This window comes from Actinocorallia populi, from assembly GCF_002995495.1.
In the GTDB taxonomy this organism is placed as follows: Bacteria; Actinomycetota; Actinomycetes; order Streptosporangiales; family Streptosporangiaceae; genus Actinocorallia; species Actinocorallia populi.
Window position 1 is genome coordinate 59,131 of the sequence record NZ_PVZV01000012.1, and the last position, 23,732, is coordinate 82,862.

Below are 23,732 nucleotides of genomic sequence, written 5' to 3' on the forward strand. Positions count from 1 at the left end.
ATTCGATGGGGGGACCGATATCCGATACCAACGACTCTCGATACGTCAAGCCACCACTGGCGGCCACGCCTTCCGAGCATCCCAAAGCCGTCGCGAAGGTCGTCGATGATCTGGACGAGCTGCTCGCCTTCTATGATTATCCCGTCGAGCACTGGCAACTGGAAGAACCGGCCTGACTTGATCCACAGGTCTTGACCATTGCTCGTCAGGCATCCGCATCCGGCCCGGCACTCAGTTCACCGGCCACGGGCAGGCCTTGGCCATGGCCGAGAGCGGTGGCGGTCTCCTCCAGGATTCCGGTGAGCTCCACAGCCTGGAGTTCGGCCACGAAGACCGTTCCCGCCTGCTCGGGATGCTTGAGCAGGTGCGCCTCCCGCCAGAACTCCAACGTGATCACCAGGCCGTCCTCCTCGCGCCAGAGGAACGACGTCACGTTGTCGGTCGTGGGTCCCCAGCCCCAGCGGCCGAAGAATCCGAATCGCTCGTATTCTTGTTCGCCGTCCATGATCTCGGCCAGGAGTCGCCGATGGACGGCAGCCGGAGACATGTCGAAGGGCCGGACGGGAACAGGTCCGGAGCGCACCCAGGTTGCGGTGCGCGCCACAGCGTGGCGGAACTGATCGACGTAGGCCATGTTGTCGTCGCACGTCAACCACTGACCGGCGGCCCACAGGTCCACACGGCGCAGCGCAAGACCGTCCCGGTCGCCGACGTCTACGGCAAATCGCCGCTTGTCGCCCAGAAGTCCCGTCATCCGAGCACCGTGGCAGATCCATCGCCCCACACCGATAAGACTCGCCCTGTCATGCACACCTCAGCAAGAGCAATGCCGGCATCGCGCCCAGGGATGGATGGCAAGCCTGGACTTGTTGTCCCGGACCCGCCTCGACCTCGCGACAGTCGAGGTGGGCGGGATCGCCCTGGGGTCCCCGGCCACCAGGGTTCCGCGCCGGAGCGGGCATCGGCGGGGAGTGCCACGACACTGACGGGCGGCGGCTGACCCTGCGCCAGACGAGGGAGCGCGGTTCGGCCCGTCAGGGGCTCGTTTCGGCAGGCGGGCCTTCACTTCTGTTATCCATCATCCAGTTTCTGTATGTTGTATGACGCTGGTGGTGTGTGATGCGCCTCCTGTTCTGGATGGAGCCCATCGATGTCCCCCGTCGACGACCCGCCGCCGGTGCCGGCCGGGAACCGCTGATGTTCCGCGTGCCTTCACCCTGCTCCCCGAGCGGAGGGAACCGCGGGGGGCGCGTCCGGCGCCGAACCGCGACCCCTCGTCCTGCGCGGCGGGGAGCCAGCACACGCCCGTCCGTCTCACCACCCCGATCCGGAGGCAGCATGACCGCCCATCGTGTCCTCGACCAGACCATCACCATGCCCGTCGCGGTCCGCGACGCCTCCGCCGCGACGGTCATCTACGACGTCGACCTGGCGGCAGCCCGGCGCCTGGCGCCCGAGGGGTTCGAGGTGGTCGAGTCCCAGCCCGGCCGTGCGCAGTTCGTCCTCGCACTGATCGACTACCGGGACAACGACCTGGGCTCCTACCTCGAGATCGGGACGATCCTGTTCGTCCGGCCGGACGGCAGCGGTCCCGAGGGCACCTTCATCACCCGCCTGCCCGTCGACCAGGAGTTCACCTGCGTGGCCGGCAACCAGATCTGGGGATATCCCAAGACGGTCGAGCACATCGAACTCACCCAGACGCCGACCACCTCCCGCTGGACCCTCACGATGGACGGCGCGCTCGTCCTGGACATCACCGTCCCCCGCGGCGGGACCGACGAGATCCCCGTCATGGAGATGACCTCCTACACGATGCTCCGCGGCCGCCCCCACGCCACGGTCTTCACCCAGGGCGGCACCGGCGCCCGGCTCCAGGTCGGAGGCGAGGGCGTCAGCCTGCTCCTGGGCGACCATCCGGTCGCCGCCGAACTCGCGGGGCTCGGGCTGCCCTCCGAGCCGGTCTCCGCGGTCTGGATCGAGAAGATGCAGGGTTCGTTCGAGGAGCCCCGGCCCGTGGCCGGCGAGCGCGTGGCATCGAGCGGAACGGAGAGCGGTCGATGAAGCTCGACGTGCAGCTGGACGGCCGGCCGGACGAGGCGGTGCAGCGCGCGCGCACGCTGATCGCCGCCGGGGTGGACGGCCTGTTCACCTTCGAGGGCCCGCACGATGTGTTCCTGCCGCTGATCGTCGCGGCCGGATCGTCGGACGTCCCGCCGACCGACCTGATGACCAACGTCGCGATCGCGATCCCGCGCAGCCCGATGCACCTGGCCCACATGGCCTACGACCTGCAGCTGCTGAGCAAGGGCAGGTTCCGGCTCGGGCTGGGCTCGCAGATCAGGCCGCACATCGAGAACCGGTACGGCTCGACCTGGAGCAGGCCGGCCGCCCGGATGCGCGAGACGGTGCTCGCGGTGAAGGCGATCCTGAACTCCTGGCAGGACGGTACCCGGCTCGACTTCCGCGGCGAGTTCACCAAGCACACCCTGATGCCCGCGACGTTCGTCCCCGGACCCAACCCCCACGGCGTGCCGCCGGTCCTGCTCGGCGCGCTGGGCCCGGTGATGACCCGGACCGCGGCCGAGGTCGCCGACGGGCTGCTGGTGATGCCGTTCCACAGCCACCGGCATTTCCGCGAGCGCACCCTTCCGGCCGTGGCCGAGGGCCTGAAGCTGGCGGGCCGCGAGCGGATCGACCTGTACCCGCAGGCGATCGTCGCCATGGGCGACACCCCCGAGGAGATCGAGGCCGCGTCCTTCGGGGTGAAGGCGCTGCTGGCGTTCTACGGCTCGACTCCGGCGTACCGGCCGGTCCTGGACATCGAGGGATGGGGTGACCTGCAACCGGAGCTGAACGCGCTGTCGAAGACCGGCGACATCATGACGATGATCGGGCTGATCGACGACCGGATGATGCGGACCCTGGCGGTCGTCGGGACACCGGCCGAGTGCGCGGCCGAGATCAGGAGCCGGTTCGGCGACGTCGCCGAGCGGATCTGCGCCTACTTCCCCGGGTCGACACACCCGCCGGAGACGATCGCCGCTCTCGCGGCGGAACTCAGGACGACGGGATCCGGATGAGCGCGAGCCCGCACTCGGTCTTCGAGCGCGGGCTCCGCACGGCGGTGGACGGTCTGGTCCTGCTCCCCGGCCGTAAGGGGCGGGGCGTCTCGCGGTTCGCGGGCCGCACGCCGTAGAGGAGGATGCGGACCGTCCTGTCGATCCAGTCCGGGGTGAGGCCGTCGGGTCCTCTGGTCAGGATGGCGGCCAGGGCGGAGCCGATGACCATCTCCAGCATCACGAGCGCGTCGACCTCGGCGTCGAGCTCCCCGCTTTCGACGGCCGCGGCGAGGTTGTCGTCGAGCCCGCGCCACCCCTGGGCGGAGAACCGTTCGAGGAGGCGCCGGTGGATGACCGGATCGGTCGCGGCCTCGGCGATCAGGCCGGGTACGGAGATGCGGGCCAGGGGCGTGGTCAGGAGCTCCGCGGTCCGTCGCACCAGCTCGCGCAGGTCTTCGGCGAAGGAGCCCGTCTGGGGCGCGCCGACGGTGACGCTGTCGCGGAAGGTCGCCTCGTGGACGAGGTGGGCCTTGCTGGGCCAGCGCCGGTAGACCGCGGGCCGGGACGTGCCGGCGCGGTCGGCGATGGCGGCCACGGTCACCTCGGCGTAGCCGACCTCTTTCAGCAGCTCGGCGGCTGCGGTCAGGACGGCGTCGTCGATGCGGGCGTTACGAGGTCTTCCAAGGGGGTTGTTCATTTCCGAGCACAGTGTAACGTAGCTGCCGTGAAGCAGCCTCGGAGCGAGCTCGTCGAGTTGTCGGACGTCATCGATGCGAGGTATGGCGGCAAGGCCCTGGGCCTCGCGAAGCTCGCCGCCGCCGGTTTCCCGGTGCCCGCCGCGTTCGTCATCGCGAACGCCGACGCCATGGAACTCCCCGCCGAACTCGAAGACCGCTACACCCGGATGTCCGTCTCGCAGAAGGCGGTCGCGGTGCGTTCCTCGGCCGCGGGCGAGGACGGCGCCGTGAGTTCCTTCGCCGGCCAGTACGAGTCGGTCTTGGGGGTGACCGAATACGACCACCTCCTCGCCGCGATCCGGCATTGTGCGGCCTCCGCGTCCTCCGACCGCGCGACCGCCTACCGGTCGGACGCCGGGATCTCCGGCGCCATGCATCTCGTGGTCCAGGAGATGGTCGACGCGCGCGCCGCAGGCGTCGTGTTCACCGCGGACCCGGCGAGCGGCCGGCGCGACCTCTGCGTGGTCGACGCGGTTCCCGGCCTCGGCGAGTCGCTGGTCGACGGCTCCGCGAGCTCGGACCACTACGAGGTCGACCCCACCGGACGGATCACGAACCGCCAGACCACGGAGAGTCCGGCGCTCACCGACGACGAGGTCACGGCCGTCGCGGCCGGAGCCCGGCGCGCGGAGGCGCTGTGGGGAACGCCCCTGGACCTCGAATGGGCGATCGACCAGGCCGGTGGGATCCGCTGGCTCCAGGCGCGGCCGATCACCACCCTGCCCGGGGACCTGAACGAGATGGACAGCGCTGTCGCGGGCGAGGACCACGTCTACACCCGGTGCAACATCGGCGAGATGATGCCCGGCGCCTTCTGCCCGCTCACGGCGTCCGTCAGTGGGCAGGCGATCGAGTACGCGATGCAGATGGTCCAGGTCGCCGGCGGGTTCCAGGACTCCTACCGCGCGGACCGCTGGCTGCAGCTCGGCTACTTCTCCGGCCACCTGTTCCTCAACATGACCGAGGGCACGGCCCTGAGCGCGGGGATCCTGGGCAACTCGCTCGAGCAGTACTCGTTGTCGATCGCGGGCAGGATCGTCCCCGAGCTGGTGCCCAAGCCGCCGAAGCCGTTCGCCCGCCGCCTGGTCAACACCGTCCGGCTGACCACGTTCGCGCTCTCGGCGGGCCGGGCGATCCGGCGCCTGGACCGCGACCTGGCCCGCTTCACCGCGCCGTCCGCGACGGAGCCGTCGGCCCTGCTCGCCGAGCTCGACGCGGCGATCACGCTCTACAACGAGGCCACGCTCACCCACGTCCGGTCCTCTTCGCGCTCCGCCGTCGCCGCGAACATGCTCGAGCAGACGGTCACGCGCGAAGCGGTCCGCGCGGGCCGCAGCGAGGACGAAGGCCGCTCTCAGGCCGCCGCGCTGATGGCCGGTGCCACCAACGTCGAGAGCGCCGTCATGCTGGAGCACCTGGACGACGTCGTAGGACGGCTGGCCGCTGACAAGGCGGAAGCCGAGGCGTTCCTCGATCCGGACCCCGCCGAGGCCGTGACCCGGCTGGTCGCGGGCGGCGGTCCGACCAGCCGTACGTTCAACGAGTTCCTGCGGCGCCACGGCCACCGGGGCTACCGGGAGCTGTGCGTGCGCGACCCGTCCTGGGCGGACGATCCCGAAGGCCTCGGCACGATCATGCAGGCCATGCTCCGTGCCCGCCTTCTCGCCGGAGGCGCCACCCGACCTGCCCACGCGGCGCCGCAGGAGGACGTCTCCCCGGTGGCGCGGGTGATGGCCCGCCTGGCGCGGGCGGGGGCACGCGGACGTGAGGCGACGAAGTCCCGGATGGTCCTGGTCGCCCACCGGCTCAGCCACGGCTACCGCCTGCTGGGGGAGCGGCTGGCCGCGACGGGACGGCTGCCCGACGCCGACCTGGTGTTCTTCTTCGACCGGTCGGAACTGCCGGAGCTCGTGGGCGCCGACGACGTCGGGGACCTGGTCGACCGCGCCCGGGCGCGCCGAGCGGCGCTCGCGTTCCAGGCCCGGCTCGAGTTCCCCGACGTCTCCGTCGGCAAGCCCGTCCCGATCCGGCCGCGTCCTGCCCAGGAGACCGAGGACGGCGTGATCGTCGGACGTCCCGCGTGCGGCGGCGTCGTCGAGGGAACCGTCCGCGTCGCGACCACGATCGCGCAGGCCCGGGAACTGCGACCCGGAGAGGTCCTGGTCGCGCCCGTGACGGACGTCGGCTGGACGCCGTACTTCACCCTGATCGCCGCGCTCGTCACCGACATCGGCAGCTCGGTCTCCCACGGCGCCGTCGTCGCCCGCGAGTACGGCCTGCCCTGCGTGGTCAACACCCAGGGCGCCACCCGCGTGCTCCGCACCGGAGACCGGGTCCGGGTCGACGGCGACCGCGGCACCGTGACCCTGCTGGACCATTCCCCCACCCCCGCGTAAAGCGACCCGGAGGTCTCACCGTGCCCGAGGTACCTGGCGTCTTCCCGCTCGACGAGTACCCGATCCACCAGATCCCCGCTCCCATCGAATGGGTCGGCAGCAGCGACCGGAACTTCTACGACCGGTCCTACTGGAACGCCCACGACCGCACCGGCGACATCATGCTGATCACCGGGATCGGCTACTACCCGAACCTCGGCACCAAGGACGCGTTCCTGCTCGTCCGGCGCGGTGACGAGCAGACGGCGCTGCACTTCGGCGACAGGCTCGACGGCGACCGGCTCAACCAGCACTGCGGCAACTACCGGATCGAGGTCATCGAGCCGCTCAAGACGTCACGGCTGATCGTCGAGGAGACCGAGGGCATCTCGCTCGACATCACCTGGCGCGGCCTCTTCCCCGCGATCCCCGAGCAGCGCCACATCATGCGCACCGGCGGCCATCGCGCGACGCTCGACGCCCAGCGCTTCGCCCAGGTCGGCTCCTGGGAGGGCAGCCTGACCATCGACGGCCAGGAGTACGACATCACCCCGGACATCTGGCGCGGCACCCGCGACCGCTCCTGGGGCATCCGGCCGGTCGGCGAGAGCGAGCCCGCGGGCGCTCCCGGGCAGCCGCCGTTCGAGGGAATGTGGTGGCTCTACGTCCCCATCGCCTTCGACGACTTCGCGATGATCGTCATCATCCAGGAGGAGCCCGACGGGCACCGCATCCTCAACGACTGCCACCGCGTCTGGCCGGACGGGCGAACCGAGCAGCTCGGCTGGCCGCTCATCACCACGAACTACCGGCCCGGCACCCGCACGCCCCTGACGGGCACCATGAGCTTTCGCACCCCCGACGGAACCGACGTCCTCGTCGAACTCGCATCGCTCCTTCCCCTGGCCATCCACGTCGGCGGCGGATACGGCGGCGACTCCGACTGGGCGCACGGCCAGTGGAGGGGCGAAGGATGGAGCGAACGCGTCACCTACGACATGACCGACCCGCAGATCATCGGACGCGTCCCCTTCGGCCTGACCGACAGCGTCGGCCGAGCGGTCTGGCGCGAAGGGGACAAGCCGCCGCTCGAAGGCTGGGGCCTGTACGAACACGGCGTCATCGGCGTCCACCGGCCCTCCGGATTCCACGACTGGCTCACCAACGCCCCGTGAACCGGCGCCGGGTCGCGGACTCCACCCGCGTGATGACCCGGACGGAAGCGGGAGGGTGTGCGGGCACCGCGCGTGCTGTGCGGTGCCCGTCAGGCGGTTCGCGGGTCGGGGGAGGCTCGGGCTGTTTCGGGATCAGGAGCGGCCGGGGGTCAGCGCGGCCGCGGCCGCCGCGGCGACGGCCGCTGCGGCAGCGGCCAGGAGGAAGCCGTCGGTGAATCCGGTCAGGGTGCGGCCGGCGATGGCGGCGGCGGCGACGCTCGAGATGACGGCGGCGCCGAGGGAGGCGCCGAGTTCGTGGAAGGTGCTGACGATCCCGGAGGCGATGCCGGATTCGTGCGGGGCGACCCGGCCCAGCGCCGTGGCCGAGGCGACCACGAACAGCGCTCCGGCCCCCGCTCCCGCGACCGCCATCCCGGCCACGACCGTCACCGGGCCGAGCGACAGCACCGGCACGGCCATCCCGACCGCTGCGACGAGCAGGCCGGCCACGGCCATGCGGCGTGCTCCGGCGGCGCCCAGGGCCCGGCCGGTGAGGTCGGCTCCGGCCATCGTCGCCAGGGCGACGGGCAGGAACAGCAGGCCGGTGTGCAGGGCGCCGTAGCCGCGGGCGTGCTGGAAGTAGAAGGTGCCGAGGAAGAACGCCGCGATGCTCAAGGCGGTGGCCATCAGGATGAGGAACGCACCCGCGGCCACGGGGCGGCGGACCAGCATCGCCACGTCCATCAGCGGCGAGCGCGCCTTCTTCTGCCAGAGCGCGAACACCGCGTAGCCGGCGGCGGCCGCCAGCAGGAGCAGGCCGGTGGCGGCGGCGAGCCAGCCGTGGTCTCCGGCGCGGATCAGCGCGAAGATCAGTGTGCCGGAGGAGGCGGTGACCAGCAGCGCGCCGAGCACGTCCAGCCGGGGACGCGGACCGGCCGCGCCGGTGCGCGGCAGCATCCTCGCCAGCGCCACCGCGATCACCAGCCCGATGGGCACGTTGACGTAGAAGACCCACGGCCAGCCCGGACCCGCGGTGATCAGCCCGCCCAGCAGGACGCCCAGAGCCGCGCCGCCGCCGCCGAGCGCCGACCACACTCCCAGTGCCCGGTTGCGCTCCTCGCCGTCGAACAGGCCCACCACCAGCGACAGGGCCGCCGGGGACAGCAGCGCCGCGCCCACGCCCTGGGCGACGCGCCCGCCCAGCAGCATCTCGGCGGAGCCGGCCGCTCCGGTCGCCAGTGAGCCCGCGACGAAGACCGCCAGTCCCGCGACCACCACCGGCTTGGCCCCGACCAGGTCGGCGATCCTCCCGCCCAGCAGCATCAGGCCGCCGAAGGCCAGGGTGTAGGCGGTGACCGTCCAGGCCACGGCCTGGCGGCCCAGCCCCAGGTCGACCTCGATGTGCGGCAGCGCGATGGCCACGACGGTGACGTCGAGGATCAGCATCAGCTGGGCCACCCCGAGGAAGCCCAGGAGACGCCACCGCAGCGGATGCGCCGCGTCCTGCGGCGCGGCGGAGGCCTGATCTCCACGTGCGGGCGGATCGGACTGTCGGGTCATGGCGAACGCCTCCCTTAACTCGTACTCATGCATACGACTTTGCGGTTGCGGGGAGAGTAACACGTACTTCCTCATACGAGTTAGGGTGTGGGCATGCCGACCGCCGACCGTCCCCGCCGCCGCGCAGACGCCGAACGCAGCATCGCCCGCATCGTCACCGCGGCACGCGCATGCCTGAGCAGTGACCCGAACGCCGGTCTCGACGACATCGCCAAGGCCGCCGGGGTGGGCCGGATGACGCTCTACGGCCATTTCGGCAACCGCGCCGCCCTGGTCGAGGCCGCCCTGGCCGACGCACTGCGCGCCGGGGAGGAGGCGCTGGCGGCCGTCGACCTCACCGGAGACGCGCGACAGGCCCTGATGCGTCTGCTGCACTCCAGCTGGTCGCTGGTGGCGGAGTCGGCGGTGCTGCTGGCCGCGGCCCGGGAGGCGCTTCCCGCCGAGCGCATCCTCGAACTGCACGCCGCCCCCGCCCAGCGGGTCGAGGACCTCATCCGCCGCGGCCAGGACCAGGGCGTCTTCCGCACCGACCTGCCGATGGCATGGCTGGTCAGCGTCGTGCACTACGTCCTGAAAGGCGCCGCGGAGGAGAACCGCGCCCAACGCCTGGGAACCGAGGATGCCGCCGGCATCGTCACCGCGACGGCACTGTCCATCCTCGCCCCTCCGCCTCCGGATCCCCAACGGCCGCGGTGACGCTCACGCCGTAGCGGCTGCCGATGCACGCGATAAGGGCTCCTTGCCGGTACGCGACCGCACATCATGACAGCGGCCGCGCTACTACGACAGCCGGCCCGCTACGGCTCGCTGCCCGGCCTGCGCCGGTGAGGTCAGCAGCCGCACGGGCCGTTGCACGGCCCCATGCCCACCACCCTTCCGCCGGCATCGCGCAGGGTCGGGCAGCATGCCTCGACCAGGGCGCGCAAGGCGGCGCGGCCGCGCTGCACGCGCGACTTCATGCCCGAGACCGACATCCCGCTGTGCTGGGCGGCGGTGTTCTGGGCGAGGCCGCCCATGTCGACGGTGCGCAGGGCTTCACGCTGGCCTTCGGGAAGGCGTTCCAGCATTCCCGCGGTGCAGCGGGCCGCCCGCTCCACCTCCGGGCTCGTCCCGCCGGAGGACGGCGCCTGCGGCGACTGGGCCTCGGGAAGGTCGGCGACGGTGGTCTCGCGGCGGCGCGAGGTACGGCGGTAGTGGTCGGCCAGCACGCTGCGGGCGACGGTGAACAGCCAGGCGGCCCCCGCTTCGGCGGGCGGGGTGCGCACCGCGCGCAGGAACACCTCCTGCAGCAGGTCCTCGGCGTCCTGCGGGCAGGCGGTGCGGCGGGCCAGGAAGCGGCGCAGGTCGGCGGCGTGAGCGCGCCAGAGCAGTTCGGCAGGAGTCATGGTGCGTCCTTTTCCGTGGTGGTGCGTCTGTGGGAATGCCAGTTCACCCGCGACCTCCAAGGAGGAACTCATGACCACTCCCGTTTCCGAACCCCGGCCGGCCGCCGCTCAGGCCGCAACCACCTGCTGTGAGCCCGGCGAGCTCGCGACCTGCTGCCAGGACTCGGCCAAGTCCGACTGCTGCGGCGCCGCTTCGGCCTCCGAGGCCGTGCAGGCCGCTCCGTCGTCCTGCGGCTGCCGGTAGCAGCATCCGGGGGTGTGGGCGCGTGGTGCTCACACCCCCGCGAGCTGCTGGACCGGCGGTGCGCAGCAGACGAGAACCGCTTCTTGTTTAGACACACCTCTAATTTGACATACATCGATTCAAAGGTTCAAGCTGGATCTGATTCGACAAGTTTCTAATCAGGAGCGTGGGATGAGAACGCTGATCAACCGCCTGTTCCGGCGCCGGGTCGCCGCCGAGTACTGCGAGTCCTGTGCGAACGTGTGCGACAGCGCCTGCCGCGCCGCCGCCGTGCGCGAACGCGCCCGCAGCGTGCCCCTCACGTTCGGCCCCCGCTTCTGAGACCCGTTCACCCTTCGCGCCTCCAAGGAGATCATGATGAGCGACACCACGCAGACCGGATGCTGCGGCCCCGCCGCCACCCGCCCGCACACCGCGGCCGCCCCGCGGACCACCGTTCCCGCCGGGAGCACCGAGCCGCCCATCGCGGTGATCGGCGCCGGTCCCGTCGGGCTGGCCGCCGCCGCCCAGCTGGCCGAACGCGGCCTGGACTTCACGGTCCTGGAAGCCGGAGACCAGGTAGGGGCTTCGGTCCGGCAGTGGGGGCACGTCGGGTTGTTCAGCCCGTGGCGCTACAACACCGACGCCGCCGCCCGCCGCCTGCTGGAGGCCGCCGGATGGCAGGCCCCCGACCCCGAGACGCTGCCGACCGGCTCCCAACTCGTCGACGACTACCTCACCCCGCTGGCGGCCCTCCCGCAGATCGCGCCGCGCCTGCGCACCGGAGCGCGCGTCGAGGCGATCAGCCGTGCGGGCTACGACCGGCTGCGCAGCGTGGGACGCGAAGACGCCCCGTTCGTCCTGCGCGTGCGCACCGCCGACGGATCCGTCGAGCAGATACGGGCCCGCGCGGTCATCGACGCCTCCGGTACCTGGCGGACCCCCAACGTCCTGGGCGCGAACGGCCTGCCCGCTCTCGGTGAGGCCGAGGCCGCCGCCTGGATCGGCCACGCCCTGCCCGACGTGCTGGGCGCCGACCGCCACGTCTTCGCCGGCAGGCACACCCTGGTCGCCGGAGCCGGGCACTCGGCCGCGACCACCCTCATCGCCCTGGCCGAACTCGCCCAGACCGCACCGGGCACGGCCATCACCTGGGCGATCCGCGGAGCCGACGCCTCCCGCACCTACGGCGGAGGCGACGCCGACCAGCTCCCTGCCCGCGGCCGCCTCGGCACCCTGCTGCACCACCTGGTCACCACCGGGAAGATCACCCTGCTCACCGGTTTCTTCACCGACGAACTGCGCCCCCTGGCCGACGGGCCGGAGCACGGCGGCATCCGGGTGATCAGCCGTGCGCCCGACGGCGTCGAGCAGAGCGTGACGGCGGACCGGATCGTCGCCGCGACCGGCTACCGGCCCGACCACTCCCTGACCGGCGAGCTGCGCCTGAAGCTGGACGCCCTCATGGGCACCACCCCCGAGCTCGCCCCGCTCATCGACCCCAACCTCCATTCCTGCGGCACCGTCCCGCCCCACGGCGTCGACGAGCTCACCCACCCCGAGAGCGGCTACCACGCCATCGGGGTGAAGTCCTACGGCCGCGCCCCGACCTTCCTGCTGGCCACCGGCTACGAGCAGGCCCGCTCCGTCACCGCCGCCCTGGCCGGCGACTGGGAGGCCGCCCGCGACATGCGGCTGGAGCTGCCCGAGACCGGCGTGTGCTCCTCGGCCAACGCCGTCGGCCTGGGCACCGGCATCAGCGGCGGGCTGCTGTCCCTGCCCCTGGTCACCTCCGGCGCCTCCGGCAGCTGCTGTGGCTGAGGCCCACGTCCCGGCCGTCACCGGCCGGGACCGGCCTTTCCGGGGCTGGCGGATCGTGGGCGCGCTGGCCGTCACCCAGACCGTCGGCTACGGCGTGCTGTTCTACTCCTTCGCCGTCGTCCTGGGCCCCATGAGCCAGGACCTCGGCCTGCCGGCCACGACGGCGTCCGGATCGCTGACCGTCGCGCTCCTGGTGTGCGCCGCGGTCTCGGTACCCGTCGGGCGGTGGCTGGACCGCCATGGCGGACGCGCGCTCCTGATCAGCGGATCCGTCGCCGGGACCGTCCTGGTCGCCGCCTGGTCCCAGGTCGACAACGCCCTCCAGCTCTACCTCGTGCTCGCCGGGATCGGCCTGGTCTCGGCGATGGTGCTGTACGAGGCCGCGTTCGCCGTCGTCATCCCCTGGTTCCACGCCGGACGCACCACCGCGCTGCTGGCCATCACCATCGTGGCCGGGTTCGCCAGCACCATCTTCATGCCGCTCACCGGCCTGCTCACCCAGCGATACGACTGGCGCACCGCCCTGCTCGCCCTCGCCGTCATCCACGGGGCCATCACCATCCCCCTGCACCTGCTCATCCGCCGGCCCTCCGACCTCGGCCAGCACCCCGACGGCGCCGACCGGCCCCCGCCCGCGGCAGACGGCCCCCTGGCCGACCGGGCGAGCGTCCTGCGCGCGGCTGCGCGCGATCCCTTCTCCTGGACACTCGGCCTGTCCCTGGTCGCCCACTCCCTCACCCTGACCATGCTCGGCGTCCACCTCGTGGCCTACCTCGTCGACCTCGGCCACACCGGCGCGTTCGCCGCCACCGCCACGGGCCTGCTCGGCGTCCTGTCGGTCACCGGACGGCTCCTGACCACCGCCGCCGCCAGGCGTTTCACCCTCACCGCCATCACCGCCGCCATCTTCACCCTCCAAGCCGCGGCCACCCTCGCCCTGCCCCTCCTGGGCGGCACCGCCTGGGGCGCGGTCGGCTGCGTGCTGGGCATCGGACTGGGCTTCGGCATCGTCAACATCGTCAAACCCGCCCTCCTGGCCGCCCAGTACGGCACCGCCGCCTTCGCCACCCTGTCCGGCGCCATGATCGTCCCCATGACCCTCGCCAAGGCCCTCGGCCCCCTCGCCGCGGCCGCCCTGCTGGCCGCCACCGGCTCCTACACCCAGGTCATGATCACCGCGGCCGTCCTCCTCACGGTCAGCGCCGCGGCCGCCCTGGCCGCAGGCCGCCACCACCGCCCGCAACCCTCCTCTATCCTTGAGAAGCGATGAGCAGCTTCGCCTTCACTCTCCGCCCCATGGATCCACGGGACGCCGACCAGGTCCTGGCCGTCTACCAGGCCGGACTGGACACCGGGCAGGCCAGTTTCGAAACCGAGGCCCCCGCCTGGGAGGACTTCGACGCCGGTCGGCTTCCCGCCCACCGCCACGTCGCCGCCGCACCCGACGGGAAGGTCCTCGGCTGGATCGCCGTCAGCGCCGTCTCCACCCGGCCGGTCTACGCCGGCGTCGTCGAGCACTCCCTCTACATCCACCCCGACGCCCGCGGCCACGGCATCGGCACCGCCCTGCTGCAGGCCCTCATCGCCTCCACCGAGGCCGCCGGGATCTGGACCATCCAATCCGGCGTCTTCCCCGACAACACCGCCAGCCTCGCCCTCCACCACAAGGCCGGCTTCCGCACCGTCGGCACCCGCGAACGCATCGCCAGGCACCACGGCCGCTGGCGCGACGTCATCCTCCTGGAACGCCGCAGCGACCACCCGCACACAGTCTGAACACCCGCCGACGAGTTTCCCTGGCACGGCCTACGGTGAGCGGGGTCGGCCTGCATCCCGCAGCTTCGTGATCAACGAGCTCACCACTCGCGCGAAGGCAGGGGAGGAGGCCGCCCTCGCCGTCGTCAACCGTTGCGACAAACGGGCCGACCGCCACCAAGCCGGCGTGCTGCTGGTCGGCCTCATCCTCCGGAACCGAAAATGATCAGACGGAACCCAGGCCGTTGAGCGCTGCGAGCATCGGCTGGAGGTCCCAGTAGGCCTTCAGCGAGCTGATCAGGCCGGCTTCGTTCACCCGGTAGGTGAAAACACCGTCGTAGCGCACCTCGATCCCGGTGTTCAGGCGTGTGGTGACCGAGGCGACGACGGCCGCCTCGTCGCCCGCCGGATGCATGGCGCCGATCTCGAATGCCACCTTGTGGGGGGCGACTGCCACGTCCCAGAACAGCGCCAGCGCCGGACGGCCGTGCAGCCCCTTGCCCTCCGGGTCCAGCGGGGAGCCGCCGACCGGGTCGTGGACCACCGCGTCGGGCGCGAAACAGGCCAGCCACTGCGCGCGGTCGCCCGCCCCGACCGCGTTCATCGCCGCGGCCGCCGCGGTGAGGGCGGGTGACGGCATCGTGCCGGGCGCGTCTGGGACGGTGTCCATGGGGTCCTCCTACCGGGCATACGAGCTTGACACGTGTCAAGCTAGGACTAGGCTTGTCACGTGTCAAGTTCACGGATCGGGATCCTGCAGAGCGCGCGCCGACTGATCGCCGAGCGGGGCGCCGCGATCACCATGGCCGAGGTGGCCAAGGCGGCGGGCGTCTCACGCCAGGCCGTCTACCTCCACTTCAGCTCCCGGGCGAGCCTGTTCATGGCGGTCGTCCGGTACATGGACGAAGAGGACGGCATCCAGGCGCGCTGCCAGGAGGCCCTGCGCGCGGCGGATCCGGTCGAGGCCCTGCGCGCCTTCACCCTCACCTGGCTCCGGTACGCGGCCGGGATCCGACCCGTGGCCATGGCCCTGTCGTCATCACGGCACGAGGACCCGGATGCCTCGGCCGCATGGAACGACCGCATGGCCGAACTGCGCGCCGGTTTCCTGGCCGCGGTGTCCGCCGTCGCCTCCGCAGGCCGTCTGCGCCCCGGCCTGAACGTCTCCGCAGCATCCGAGATCGCCTGGGCGATGACCTCCGTACCGGTCTGGGAGCAGCTCACCGTCGACTGCGGCAGACCACCCGCCGAAGCCGAACAGCACCTCAGCGACGCCGTGATCAACGCATTGACGGTATGACGGCCCGTCCGGGACCGGCAGAGGAATCAGCGGACCGATCTCGGCGTCGGTGCGATGACGGCTGCCTCCCCGTCCCCCGCAGAGTCCCCTGTTCCGCCAGGGCCCAACCGCTCCGGGACGCCCTGCCACGGAGCACCCGTTCACCACCTGCCGACGATCCCGTCACGGCCCCCACGCCCATCGGCCTTCGCCGGCAACGGCTCCACTATGGCTTCCAGGCAGCGAAGCCCTTGTCGCCCTTGGCCTGGTTGACGTTGCCGGTTTACCGAACGCTATTGATCGAAGAGGTTTGTGGGCTGGGCTATGACGTCGAGGACGCGTGTGTGACGTGGCCTGGAATGTCGGTGCTCTCTGGAAGTATGCGGTGGATGAGTGTTGCAACGCGTGACGACTATGCGTGGATCCGGCATAGCTCACTCGGTCTTGCCGAGGGGTATTACCTGACCTTGGCTGAGGGGATCTCGCCGCAGGAGTTCCTGGCTCGGATCGGGTCCGAGCTGCAGGACCGGGCTGACGGTATTCAAGGCCTCCGGGACTGGGAAGAGGCATTTTTCGATTCCGGCAGATACTACGATGAGCTACTGGTCGGCGTCGCTGCTGTTGAGGGCATGGGCGGGGCCTGGGCGATGGGCTTGGCGACCGATAGCTGCATCGGTGTTTTCGACGAGCTGATGGTGCCGCTGTCGGCCGGCTGCAGGGTGATCACCCATGGCCGCAACGTCAACGCCGTGGACCTCTTCCGCTGGTATGAAGACGGAGAGCTGCGAACTCATTTTGAACCGCTGTTCCCCACCGACCGCGTGGGAAGCGATCCCGATGCGTTGGTCGAAGAGATGCGCGGAGCGGGATTCAACCTCAGCGATCAGCCTGGCCATGAGGGTCATACGGCTGCAGCGTTTGCTCTGGCCGAGCGGCTCACCGGGGTTCGGATCACCGAGGCGCTGTTGCGCACGTCGACCTATTGGCCGGGTTGTGTGGAGATCCCTGACCCCTGATTCCCATTTGTGTCCGTCAGGGGCAGAGCCTTAGCGCAAGGCTCTCGGCTTCGAGGTTCCCCCGCAGCGCGGGGGAACCTCATATGGTGAAAGGTCGTTCGCAGCCCGTTTCAAAGACGTGGCATACGCTCAGGGGTGGTAGGAAAAGTTGGTCACCGACCACAGCTGCGGGCGGGCCAGGTCGTTGGCGAAATCCATGGACAACTCGCGGCCCCGAAGCGCGGCCGCTACAGGGCCTCGCGCATCCGCTCATGTTCGAGTCCGGATGGTCCCACGGACTTCCTGGCGTCTTCGAAGAGGTCACCGAGGGCCTCTCCATCACTCTCTGTGAGAGAGTGGCTTCATGCCCTTGAGCGCGTATCAACTCAGGACTTCGATCGCCGTGTCCGACATACAGAAGGCGATCGCCTTCTACGAAGGCAAACTGGGCCTACCGGTGCTGGAGTCCGGTCCCAGCGCCCACATCGCCGACGGTAGCCGCGTCTATGGTTCCGGCGGCGGACCGGCACTGAACGTGTACCAGTCGGCCACCGCCGGGAAGACCCAGGCGACATTGGCGACGTGGTACGTCGACGACATCGACCGGATCGTTGACGAGCTCACCTCGTCCGGCGTCGAGTTCACCCGCTACGACCAGTTCGAACACGATGCCAAGGGGATCACTGCTCGCGCCGGCGGTGGACGTATCGCGTGGTTCCAGGACCCGGACGGTAACACCTTCGCCCTCGAGGCCGACGTCTGATCCCTGTCGTGGACGCGGTGCCGCTCATGGCAGGTGCTGCAGAGCTCCGCGACCGCTGCCTCGCTGCGATCCCGAGGACCGCTACCACCGGTCGGGGAGCCTGCGAGGAGATGGCCTCGATGAGAGACGGCGACGGCGCGTACGCACCATGTGACGTCGGTTGACCCATCTCACCGTAGGTGGCCGTGCTACGGGGAAACCTCACAACGGGCTCGTCGAGCGGCGCGCGTACGCCGAAGCGCCACCCCGCGTGGAATACGGCTTGACCGAGCTCGGACGCACCCTTGAGGAGTTCATCGCAAGGCTGACCGAATGGGCGAGAGCCAACGGCGAGGCGATCGTCTCCTTCCATGAGGCGGCCGAGGCGAGAGATGCCTAGCACTGCAACGACAGGCAATGATCGCAACCTGTCGTTGCAGTGCTAGAGCGGTGGTTGCTTCTCTTATCTTGACGGGATCACGGATGCGATAGCCGCCGCCCTTCTCCGGCCACCGGCCCCACTTTCGCCGGTCGTTGTATCCGGCCACCCATGTCCGGTGTCCGGCCCTGCTCGCGACCGGCTTGCTCAGTGGGAGACGGCGATGAGCTTGCCGCCTCTGGGGAAGTGGTCGACTTCGAGCTCTGTGAGTGCCGGGATCGCTTCTGACAGGGGAATCGTGCGGGCTATCGGCACCTGGAGCGTCCTTTGTCCGGCTGCCTTTGCGACCGCTTCGAGGTCGGCGGTGACGGCCTGGGCGATCATCACCCGGTACGGGCCCGGCATCGCGCTCCGGGCGAACTTCGCCGGGTCGGGGTTGATATCGATGATGTGGCCCTTGCGTTTCACGAGGGTTCCCGCCGCTTCCGCCGAGAGCGTGCCCGCGGTGTCGAGGACGAGGTCGAATCGTCCTGCCAGGCGCTCGGGGTCGAAAGGGAAATCCACGATCGGGTCGATTCCCCATGTGCGGGCCTCCTCGATGTCGGTGGGACGGCAACTACCGCCGACCGACGCTCCCCGTGACAGTGCGAATTGGGTCGCGGCACGCCCGACACCGCCGAGACAGCCGTGGATGAAGACGGTCTGGCCCGGTTGCACGTTGCTTTCGCCGACTATCGCCTGGAAGGCGGTGATGCCGACGGTGGGGATCGCGGCGGCCTCCTCGAACGAGAGGGACGAGGGCTTCTTCACCACCCCTTTCTCCTCGGTGACGACCGCCTCGGCGAAGGACCCGGCCCCTTGGGGACTCGTGCCGCCCAGCACCTCGTCCCCGACTCGCAGCCGGGTGACCTCCGCTCCGACCGCTTCGACCACGCCCGCGAAGTCCGTGCCGAATCCGCGAGGAAACGTTCGGCCGGTCACCGCCTGCAGCATTCCGTCGCGGACCTTCCAGTCCATCGGGTTGGCCGAGGCGGCATGGACACGGACGAGCACCTCGCGCATCTCCGGCCGACGCGGCTCGAAGTCTTCCAGCCGCAACACTTCGGGCCCCCCGTACCGGTGGTATTGGATGCGCTGCATCGTCGTCACACCCCTGAGACGCCGGTTGCCGGATCAGGGCTCACCGACCCGGGAGCGAGCGGGAAGCGGGTTTCGGTGAGGCGCTCGGAGATCTCCCAGAGCCGCGTGGCCGTGTCGGGGTTCATCGCTTCGGCGGACGGCTGACCCACCGCGGCAGGCCCGCGGACTCCGCCGAAGCGGCTTGGGCCGGCGAAGGCGCCGCCGGGGACGTCGCCGACCGCCGCCAGCAGGGTGGGAAGCGCGCCGCCGTCGGGGCCGTGGGCGAGCAGGGGCGTGCTGATCGCTGCCAGGGCGTCGATGATCCGGTTGCCGCTCGTGATCCGGAAGCCGGTGGACGCCCAGCCGGGATGGGCGGAGGTGGCGATCACCGGCGAGCCGGCAGCGGTCAGGCGGCGCTGCAGCTCAGCGGTGAACAGCAGGTTCGCCAGCTTGGACTGCCCATAGGCGCCGAACGCCTTGTACGCCCGCTTTTCCCACTGCAGGTCGTCGAAGTCGATTCGCGCAGAGCGGTGCGTGGTCGATGAGACGGTCACGACCCGGCTCGTGACCCGGTCCAGCAGCAGGTTCGTCAGCGCGAAGTGCCCGAGGTGGTTGACCCCGAACTGGATCTCGAAGCCGTCTGCGGTGTGCTGCAGCGAGTCGGTCATCGTGCCGGCGTTGTTGATGAGGACGTCCACCGCTCCGTTCATGGCGGCGGCGAAGTCCCGGATCGAAGCCAGTGAAGCGAGGTCCAGCGGCCGGACCTCGACCTCGCCGTTCATCGCCGCTGCCGCCGCGCGGCCCTTCTCCTGATCCCTGGCGGCGAGGACGACCCGCGCCCCCTTGGCGGCCAGCGCGGCTGCCGCGGCGCGGCCGATCCCGCTGTTGGCGCCGGTGATGACGATGGTGCGGCCGGTCTGATCCGGTATCTGCGAAGGCGAGGCGAGTGTGAGCATGGCGCCAATGTATCCAGTGGAAACAAACTAGTCAATGGATACATTGCTGCCGGCGTTGGTAGACTGCGCGCATGTCGCCTGACCGCCCCTACCATCACGGCAACCTGCGTCAGGCCGTGCTGGACGAAGCCGCGACGGTGGTTCGCGACAGGGGCGCCTCCGAGCTGTCATTGCGCGAGCTGGCCGCCACCATCGGTGTCACTCACGCCGCGCCGCGCCGGTACTTCCCGGGCCGTCAGGACCTTCTCGACGCCGTGGCCGTCGAGGGCTTCGCCCGGCTCGGCGCCCGGTTGCGGGAAGCCGTCGAGGCGTCGCCCGACTACCGGAAGCAGATCCGCTCGGTCGCCCGTGCCTACCTCGAGTTCACGATCTCCGAGGCGAACCTGGTCGAGCTGATGTTCGCCCACAAACGCGGTGCGGGCGGGCGTGCCGTGGGCGAGAGCGCCGTGGCGGCGTTCACGCCGATGCTGCAGATGTTCCGCCGAGGCCAGGCCGAGGGAATGCTCGCGCACGACGACCCCGAGCGGATCGGGCTGATCTTCCTCGCCACGCTCCAGGGCCTCGCCGGTCTCGTCAACTGCGGCGTCGTCCCGGCCGGGCGACTCGATGCCCTGCTCGATGACGCCGTTGCGCGGTTCCCGCACGGACCGTGATCCATCGCGACGAGCCGGCGCCGCCATGGCGGCCCGCAAGTCCGCTGCACTGATTTCCGAAGAAGGCTTCCCCGGCTGACGAATGCATCTCCTGCTCCCGGTACGGCGCTCGTCGCCGGGAGGTCGTCAGGTTCTCGGGGAGCCGCCTGGCCGAGGGTCAGTGCAGTGAGCAGTCCAGGATGCGTCCGTCGCTCGTGCCTACGAGCAGCTGCGCGGGGGCGGTGACGGTGAGGGCCGTGGGAACGGCGATCACCGCGCCGACGGTCAGGGGCGCGCGGTGGCGGACCGAGCCGTCGCGCAGGTCGAGGACGACGATCTCCCCGTCGTCGTAGCCGATGTAGACGCGGTCGGCGTCCGCGTCCATCGCGGTGGCGGGGCGGTCGGTGCGAAAGGCCCACAGGGGTGTCCCGGTCTGCGCCGACCGGCGGACCACGAACGAGCCGCCCGGCTGGAGACCGTGCCCGTGGTGGACGGTGCCGGTGTGCACCAGGTCGCCTTCGCGCGTCTCCACGCCGGGACCGCCGAAGTGTATTTCGCCTGGCGTCCAGGAGTGGGGGAAGAGCCGGCGCACGGCGGTGGCCGCAGGCTCGGCGGGCCGCCGTGCGCCGGGCTCGGGCATGGGCGCGGCCTCGATCCACGGTTCCTCGCCGCCGGCGGGCGGGACGGCGCTCATCCGCGCCGGATGGTCGAAGGTGCGGAAGTACACGCGGCTGCCGTTGCGGATCGGCAAGGCGGACCTGGGGCGGTGCCCGCCGCTGGGCGCCAGGGCGGGACGGCCGTTCGCGCAGCGTACGAGCGAGACGGGGACGGACGGCACGACCTGGTCGAGGAGGGAGCCGTCGGTGAGGGAGAACCCGGCCACCGCCTTGGACCCTTCCCAGTCGCTGGAGACCAGTGAGACCCAGGCCGTCTCCCGGTCCTCCTCGACGACGATCTCGCGCCCCCCGCCCTCGGTACCGGGCGCCGACCACTCCCGCTCGCCGGAGGCGCGCCACGACTCCAACGCCACCCCGTCCAGCGCCGCGAGGATCCGGCCATCGTGCAACCGCTCGACCGCGCGCACGGTGCGTCGCGGCTCCCACAGGGAGCTCGCTTGCGTGAGCACGGCACGGGCGGCCGCGGTGCCGTCGGAGCGCGGCGCGGGTACCCGCGGGCCCTCCAACTCCGCCCAGAGGGACGACGCGTCCACAGTGGACCAGTCCGGCCGACGGACGACGGCGACGTGCCCCTCCTCGTGCGCCGCCTCGTCCTCCCAGTCGTCCAGCGGCGCCGTCAGCACCCGCAACGCGTGCTCGTCGAGCCACTCCAGCCCCAGGACCATGCGGCCCAGACCCTCATCGATGAGGGAGACCACGCGACCGCTCTCCCAGGAGAGGAGCAGCAGCTCGCCCTCGAAGAAGTAGCCGCCGTCGTAGCGGCCGGTGCCGACCGCGAGCAGCGGAAGGACCGGGTGGAAGGCCATCGCGCGGACCGGGTGGCGCGCGCGCAGCAGGGCCCGGCAGACCAGGTCCCCGGTGCTGTAGACGCCGACCGGGAACGGCCGGCGCCAGGTGGGGGTCCCGGCGACGCCCAGCAGGCCGCGGTGCTCGTCGGCGACGGCGAGCGCCGGCTGCTCGATCTCGGCGAAGGGCCGGTCGCCGATGATCCTGTCGATCCGCAGGGGCATGTGGAGGATCTCCTCGGTCGGGGGCGCGACCCGGAGGTCAGCGGTCGGTCTGGTGGGGACGGGGCCGGTCGGGTTCGACGCCGTGGAGGATCAGGCCGAGTTCGTAGGCCAGGACGGCGGCGTGGGTGCGGTCGCGGGCGCCGAGTTTGTCCAGGACGTTGGTCACGTGTGTCTTGATCGTCTCCCGGGACACGTGCAGGGCCGCGGCGATCTCCGGGTTGGCCTGTCCGAGCGTGATGTGCCGCAGCACCTCGAGTTCGCGGGGCGTGAGCGCGACCGGGCGGCGCGGGCGGGCGCTGCCGTGGTGCGGGGAGGCGATGCGGCGCAGCGCGTCGGGGAAGAGCACCGCGCGGCGGGAGTGCACCAGCCGGACGGCTTCCACCAGCTCGCCGGCCGGGGCGCGTTTGAGCACGTACCCGGCGGCTCCGGCGCGCAGAGCGGCCCACACCAGCTGGTCGTTCTCGAAGGTGGTGACGACGACGACGCGGGTGGACGGGGAGCGGCGGGTCAGTTCGACGGTCGCGGCGAGGCCGTCCATGCGGGGCATGCGGACGTCCATCAGCACGACGTCGGCGCCCGCTCCGGCCTCGACGGCCTCCCTGCCGTCGGCGGCCTGGCCGACGACCGCGAGGTCGTCGTGGAGGGAGAGCATGGCGCCCCATCCCTCGCGGATCAGCGGCTCGTCGTCGGCCAGGACGACGCGGATCACAGCGGCAGCCTCGCTTCGACGCGCCAGGTCGTCCCGGCCTGCCGGGCGGTGCACGTTCCGCCGGCGAGGCGGGCTCGCATGCGCATGCCCGTCAGGCCTCGCCGGTGTCCTGCCGGCGGGGCGGGGGAGCCGGTGGTGGCGTTCTCGACGGTCAGCACCAGCTCGCCGGAGGCGTCCGTGCCGACGTCGAGCGTGACGGGGCCGGACCCGTGGCGCAGGGCGTTGGTGAGCGCCTCGCGGGCGATGGCGTAGGCGGTGCGGGAGGTGGCCGAGGGGACGCGGTCGAGAGGGCCGGCGTTCACGCGGACGTCGAGCCCGCGGGTGAGGGTGTGGAGCGAGTCGAGCGTGGGCGTGCGTGCCGCCTCGCCGTCGTCGAGGACGCCGAGCAGCACGTCGAGGTCCTCCTGGGCGGCGCGGGCGGTGTCGAGCAGGTGGTCCAGCGAGCGCGTGGCGTGCTCGGGACGGAGGGCGGGGTGCTGGAGCGCGGCCTGCGCGGCCATGCCCTGCACCAGGACGACGCTGAGCGCGTGCCCGACCGCGTCGTGCAGTTCCAGTGCGAGGGTCTGGCGGCGGCCGAGCTCCTCCAGCATGCGGGACGGTTCGGCGCGGAGCAGGCGGCGCGCCGCCCACCGCTGCCCGAACCCGGCCGCGACCATGGCGGCCGCCAGCACGAGCGCGGCGGCCAGCGGTTCGGCCTGGACGGCGGGGCTGTCGCGCCACAGCGCCGGGTCGCCCAGCCGGACCAGCCCCGGTGACAGCAGGAGCACGCCCGCAGCCAGCGTGGCGCCGCCGTACAGGTGCAGGCTCGTCAGCGCCACCAGGTAGACCCGGTCGGCCCGGTCGGAGACCTGAACGTCGAGCAGTTCGGCCAGCGCGGCGGTCTCGATGCGCCGAACCAGCGGCGCCAGGGCGAGCAGCACCGAGGCGGGCAGGCACGCCGCCCACAGCACCAGGACGCGCGTCGGCGTCGGCTCGCTCAGGACGGCCAGGCCGAGCACCACGGCGGCCGGGGTCAGCAGTGCCGCGCCCAGCACCTGGTAGAGGACCGCCCGTACGGCACGTCCGACATGTCGGCTCACGTCGGCGATGCTAGCCCGGAACGCCGGGCCGTCCCTTCCCCCACCTGGGGGAGGTTCGCCCGCGTCCGGGCTGTGAGTCTCAC

27 protein-coding genes are annotated in these 23,732 nt (G+C 71.2%); 17 read left to right on the forward strand and 10 right to left on the reverse strand.

The genetic code is table 11. From position 1 onward, the window contains the following. Nucleotides 1-5 precede the first annotated feature (5 nt). Complete coding sequence (locus tag C2865_RS39770; RefSeq protein WP_157964046.1) at nt 6-176, forward strand: hypothetical protein; 171 nt, start codon at nt 6-8, stop codon at nt 174-176. A gap of 29 nt (nt 177-205) precedes the next feature. Here the strand turns inward: C2865_RS39770 and C2865_RS35965 are convergent, their stop codons facing one another. Next, nucleotides 206-754, reverse strand: a complete 549-nt coding sequence (locus C2865_RS35965) for a hypothetical protein (RefSeq protein WP_198653843.1) — start codon at nt 752-754, stop codon at nt 206-208. Between the two features lie 584 nt (nt 755-1,338). Here C2865_RS35965 and C2865_RS35970 point away from each other — a divergent pair. Both C2865_RS35970 and C2865_RS35975 read left to right on the forward strand, forming a co-directional pair. Then, nucleotides 1,339-2,064: an acetoacetate decarboxylase family protein gene (locus C2865_RS35970; RefSeq protein WP_157964047.1), complete on the forward strand. Its 726-nt coding sequence runs from the start codon at nt 1,339-1,341 to the stop codon at nt 2,062-2,064. After that, nucleotides 2,061-3,083 carry a TIGR03617 family F420-dependent LLM class oxidoreductase gene (locus C2865_RS35975; RefSeq protein WP_106403133.1) on the forward strand — a complete coding sequence of 341 codons (1,023 nt, stop codon included), beginning with the start codon at nt 2,061-2,063 and terminating at the stop codon, nt 3,081-3,083. The genes C2865_RS35970 and C2865_RS35975 overlap by 4 nt, the downstream gene beginning before the upstream one ends. Here the strand turns inward: C2865_RS35975 and C2865_RS35980 are convergent. Then, nucleotides 3,061-3,759, reverse strand: coding sequence for a TetR/AcrR family transcriptional regulator (locus tag C2865_RS35980; RefSeq protein ID WP_106403134.1), 699 nt, complete (start codon nt 3,757-3,759; stop codon nt 3,061-3,063). The genes C2865_RS35975 and C2865_RS35980 overlap by 23 nt on opposite strands. A gap of 27 nt (nt 3,760-3,786) precedes the next feature. On the opposite strand from C2865_RS35980, the gene C2865_RS35985 reads away from it, so the two are divergent. Then, nucleotides 3,787-6,195 carry a PEP/pyruvate-binding domain-containing protein gene (locus C2865_RS35985; protein WP_106403135.1) on the forward strand — a complete coding sequence of 803 codons (2,409 nt, stop codon included), beginning with the start codon at nt 3,787-3,789 and terminating at the stop codon, nt 6,193-6,195. A gap of 20 nt (nt 6,196-6,215) precedes the next feature. Then, nucleotides 6,216-7,349 (forward strand): Rv3169 family protein, encoded by a 1,134-nt coding sequence (locus C2865_RS35990; protein ID WP_106403136.1) that lies wholly within the window; start codon nt 6,216-6,218, stop codon nt 7,347-7,349. A gap of 132 nt (nt 7,350-7,481) precedes the next feature. On the opposite strand, the gene C2865_RS35995 is transcribed toward C2865_RS35990, so the two are convergent. Further along, entirely contained in the window at nt 7,482-8,888 is a 1,407-nt protein-coding gene (locus C2865_RS35995; protein ID WP_106403137.1) for an MFS transporter, read from the reverse strand. Nucleotides 8,889-8,981: 93 nt separating this feature from the next. On the opposite strand from C2865_RS35995, the gene C2865_RS36000 reads away from it, so the two are divergent. Next, the gene (locus C2865_RS36000; RefSeq protein ID WP_106403387.1) at nt 8,982-9,584 is read left to right on the forward strand and encodes a TetR/AcrR family transcriptional regulator; all 603 of its coding nucleotides are present in this window, start codon (nt 8,982-8,984) and stop codon (nt 9,582-9,584) included. A gap of 134 nt (nt 9,585-9,718) precedes the next feature. On the opposite strand, the gene C2865_RS36005 is transcribed toward C2865_RS36000, so the two are convergent. Beyond that, nucleotides 9,719-10,273, reverse strand: a complete 555-nt coding sequence (locus C2865_RS36005; RefSeq protein WP_157964048.1) for a sigma-70 family RNA polymerase sigma factor — start codon at nt 10,271-10,273, stop codon at nt 9,719-9,721. A 70-nt stretch (nt 10,274-10,343) separates the two neighbouring features. Here C2865_RS36005 and C2865_RS39775 point away from each other — a divergent pair, with 70 nt between their 5' ends. The 6 genes from C2865_RS39775 to C2865_RS39785 all read left to right on the forward strand — a co-directional run bounded on the left by C2865_RS39775 (nt 10,344) and on the right by C2865_RS39785 (nt 14,298). Next, the gene (locus C2865_RS39775) at nt 10,344-10,517 is read left to right on the forward strand and encodes a hypothetical protein (RefSeq protein WP_157964049.1); all 174 of its coding nucleotides are present in this window, start codon (nt 10,344-10,346) and stop codon (nt 10,515-10,517) included. 171 nt (nt 10,518-10,688) lie between these two features. Beyond that, nucleotides 10,689-10,838, forward strand: a complete 150-nt coding sequence (locus tag C2865_RS39780; RefSeq protein WP_157964050.1) for a hypothetical protein — start codon at nt 10,689-10,691, stop codon at nt 10,836-10,838. A gap of 36 nt (nt 10,839-10,874) precedes the next feature. After that, on the forward strand, nt 10,875-12,317 hold the full coding sequence (locus C2865_RS36010; protein WP_106403139.1) for an FAD-dependent oxidoreductase: 1,443 nt from the start codon (nt 10,875-10,877) through the stop codon (nt 12,315-12,317). Then, nucleotides 12,310-13,587, forward strand: a complete 1,278-nt coding sequence (locus tag C2865_RS36015) for an MFS transporter (protein ID WP_106403140.1) — start codon at nt 12,310-12,312, stop codon at nt 13,585-13,587. Before C2865_RS36010 ends, C2865_RS36015 begins: the two co-directional genes overlap by 8 nt. A gap of 26 nt (nt 13,588-13,613) precedes the next feature. Beyond that, a complete protein-coding gene (locus C2865_RS36020) occupies nt 13,614-14,093 on the forward strand; it encodes a GNAT family N-acetyltransferase (protein ID WP_198653844.1) in 480 nt (159 codons plus the stop codon). A 67-nt stretch (nt 14,094-14,160) separates the two neighbouring features. Continuing rightward, the gene (locus C2865_RS39785) at nt 14,161-14,298 is read left to right on the forward strand and encodes a hypothetical protein (RefSeq protein ID WP_157964051.1); all 138 of its coding nucleotides are present in this window, start codon (nt 14,161-14,163) and stop codon (nt 14,296-14,298) included. On the opposite strand, the gene C2865_RS36025 is transcribed toward C2865_RS39785, so the two are convergent. Then, nucleotides 14,299-14,742 (reverse strand): nuclear transport factor 2 family protein, encoded by a 444-nt coding sequence (locus C2865_RS36025; protein WP_198653845.1) that lies wholly within the window; start codon nt 14,740-14,742, stop codon nt 14,299-14,301. It abuts the gene before it with no gap. Nucleotides 14,743-14,802: 60 nt separating this feature from the next. Between C2865_RS36025 and C2865_RS36030 the strand changes: the two genes are divergently transcribed. The 4 genes from C2865_RS36030 to C2865_RS42015 all read left to right on the forward strand — a co-directional run bounded on the left by C2865_RS36030 (nt 14,803) and on the right by C2865_RS42015 (nt 17,488). Next, nucleotides 14,803-15,372, forward strand: coding sequence for a TetR/AcrR family transcriptional regulator (locus C2865_RS36030; RefSeq protein ID WP_106403142.1), 570 nt, complete (start codon nt 14,803-14,805; stop codon nt 15,370-15,372). A 368-nt stretch (nt 15,373-15,740) separates the two neighbouring features. Next, nucleotides 15,741-16,367, forward strand: coding sequence for a DUF6461 domain-containing protein (locus C2865_RS36035; RefSeq protein WP_157964052.1), 627 nt, complete (start codon nt 15,741-15,743; stop codon nt 16,365-16,367). A gap of 343 nt (nt 16,368-16,710) precedes the next feature. Continuing rightward, nucleotides 16,711-17,109, forward strand: a complete 399-nt coding sequence (locus tag C2865_RS36040) for a VOC family protein (RefSeq protein ID WP_106403144.1) — start codon at nt 16,711-16,713, stop codon at nt 17,107-17,109. Between the two features lie 160 nt (nt 17,110-17,269). Further along, a complete protein-coding gene (locus C2865_RS42015) occupies nt 17,270-17,488 on the forward strand; it encodes a winged helix-turn-helix transcriptional regulator (RefSeq protein WP_106403145.1) in 219 nt (72 codons plus the stop codon). Between the two features lie 186 nt (nt 17,489-17,674). Here the strand turns inward: C2865_RS42015 and C2865_RS36050 are convergent, their stop codons facing one another. Further along, nucleotides 17,675-18,607, reverse strand: a complete 933-nt coding sequence (locus tag C2865_RS36050) for an NADP-dependent oxidoreductase (protein ID WP_232836014.1) — start codon at nt 18,605-18,607, stop codon at nt 17,675-17,677. A gap of 5 nt (nt 18,608-18,612) precedes the next feature. Next, complete coding sequence (locus C2865_RS36055; RefSeq protein ID WP_106403147.1) at nt 18,613-19,542, reverse strand: oxidoreductase; 930 nt, start codon at nt 19,540-19,542, stop codon at nt 18,613-18,615. Nucleotides 19,543-19,613: 71 nt separating this feature from the next. Here C2865_RS36055 and C2865_RS36060 point away from each other — a divergent pair, with 71 nt between their 5' ends. Beyond that, nucleotides 19,614-20,195 (forward strand): TetR/AcrR family transcriptional regulator, encoded by a 582-nt coding sequence (locus C2865_RS36060; RefSeq protein ID WP_106403148.1) that lies wholly within the window; start codon nt 19,614-19,616, stop codon nt 20,193-20,195. A gap of 157 nt (nt 20,196-20,352) precedes the next feature. Here the strand turns inward: C2865_RS36060 and C2865_RS36065 are convergent, their stop codons facing one another. The 3 genes from C2865_RS36065 to C2865_RS36075 are packed head-to-tail and all read right to left on the reverse strand — an operon-like array spanning nt 20,353 to nt 23,649. After that, nucleotides 20,353-21,861: an outer membrane protein assembly factor BamB family protein gene (locus C2865_RS36065; protein ID WP_106403149.1), complete on the reverse strand. Its 1,509-nt coding sequence runs from the start codon at nt 21,859-21,861 to the stop codon at nt 20,353-20,355. A gap of 37 nt (nt 21,862-21,898) precedes the next feature. Further along, a complete protein-coding gene (locus C2865_RS36070; protein ID WP_198653846.1) occupies nt 21,899-22,570 on the reverse strand; it encodes a response regulator transcription factor in 672 nt (223 codons plus the stop codon). Then, complete coding sequence (locus tag C2865_RS36075; protein WP_157964053.1) at nt 22,567-23,649, reverse strand: sensor histidine kinase; 1,083 nt, start codon at nt 23,647-23,649, stop codon at nt 22,567-22,569. The genes C2865_RS36070 and C2865_RS36075 overlap by 4 nt, the downstream gene beginning before the upstream one ends. Nucleotides 23,650-23,732 lie beyond the last annotated feature (83 nt).

Bases quoted from the DNA above. Each gene is read 5' to 3' on its own strand.
- C2865_RS39770 (WP_157964046.1), top strand. From the start codon at position 6: ATGGGGGGACCGATATCCGATACCAACGACTCTCGATACGTCAAGCCA.
- C2865_RS35965 (WP_198653843.1), bottom strand. From the start codon at position 754: ATGACGGGACTTCTGGGCGACAAGCGGCGATTTGCCGTAGACGTCGGC.
- C2865_RS35970 (WP_157964047.1), top strand. From the start codon at position 1,339: ATGACCGCCCATCGTGTCCTCGACCAGACCATCACCATGCCCGTCGCG.
- C2865_RS35975 (WP_106403133.1), top strand. From the start codon at position 2,061: ATGAAGCTCGACGTGCAGCTGGACGGCCGGCCGGACGAGGCGGTGCAG.
- C2865_RS35980 (WP_106403134.1), bottom strand. From the start codon at position 3,759: ATGAACAACCCCCTTGGAAGACCTCGTAACGCCCGCATCGACGACGCC.
- C2865_RS35995 (WP_106403137.1), bottom strand. From the start codon at position 8,888: ATGACCCGACAGTCCGATCCGCCCGCACGTGGAGATCAGGCCTCCGCC.
- C2865_RS36000 (WP_106403387.1), top strand. From the start codon at position 8,982: ATGCCGACCGCCGACCGTCCCCGCCGCCGCGCAGACGCCGAACGCAGC.
- C2865_RS36005 (WP_157964048.1), bottom strand. From the start codon at position 10,273: ATGACTCCTGCCGAACTGCTCTGGCGCGCTCACGCCGCCGACCTGCGC.
- C2865_RS39775 (WP_157964049.1), top strand. From the start codon at position 10,344: ATGACCACTCCCGTTTCCGAACCCCGGCCGGCCGCCGCTCAGGCCGCA.
- C2865_RS39780 (WP_157964050.1), top strand. From the start codon at position 10,689: ATGAGAACGCTGATCAACCGCCTGTTCCGGCGCCGGGTCGCCGCCGAG.
- C2865_RS36010 (WP_106403139.1), top strand. From the start codon at position 10,875: ATGAGCGACACCACGCAGACCGGATGCTGCGGCCCCGCCGCCACCCGC.
- C2865_RS36020 (WP_198653844.1), top strand. From the start codon at position 13,614: ATGGATCCACGGGACGCCGACCAGGTCCTGGCCGTCTACCAGGCCGGA.
- C2865_RS36025 (WP_198653845.1), bottom strand. From the start codon at position 14,742: ATGGACACCGTCCCAGACGCGCCCGGCACGATGCCGTCACCCGCCCTC.
- C2865_RS36035 (WP_157964052.1), top strand. From the start codon at position 15,741: ATGAGTGTTGCAACGCGTGACGACTATGCGTGGATCCGGCATAGCTCA.
- C2865_RS36040 (WP_106403144.1), top strand. From the start codon at position 16,711: ATGCCCTTGAGCGCGTATCAACTCAGGACTTCGATCGCCGTGTCCGAC.
- C2865_RS36050 (WP_232836014.1), bottom strand. From the start codon at position 18,607: ATGCAGCGCATCCAATACCACCGGTACGGGGGGCCCGAAGTGTTGCGG.
- C2865_RS36055 (WP_106403147.1), bottom strand. From the start codon at position 19,542: ATGCTCACACTCGCCTCGCCTTCGCAGATACCGGATCAGACCGGCCGC.
- C2865_RS36060 (WP_106403148.1), top strand. From the start codon at position 19,614: ATGTCGCCTGACCGCCCCTACCATCACGGCAACCTGCGTCAGGCCGTG.
- C2865_RS36065 (WP_106403149.1), bottom strand. From the start codon at position 21,861: ATGCCCCTGCGGATCGACAGGATCATCGGCGACCGGCCCTTCGCCGAG.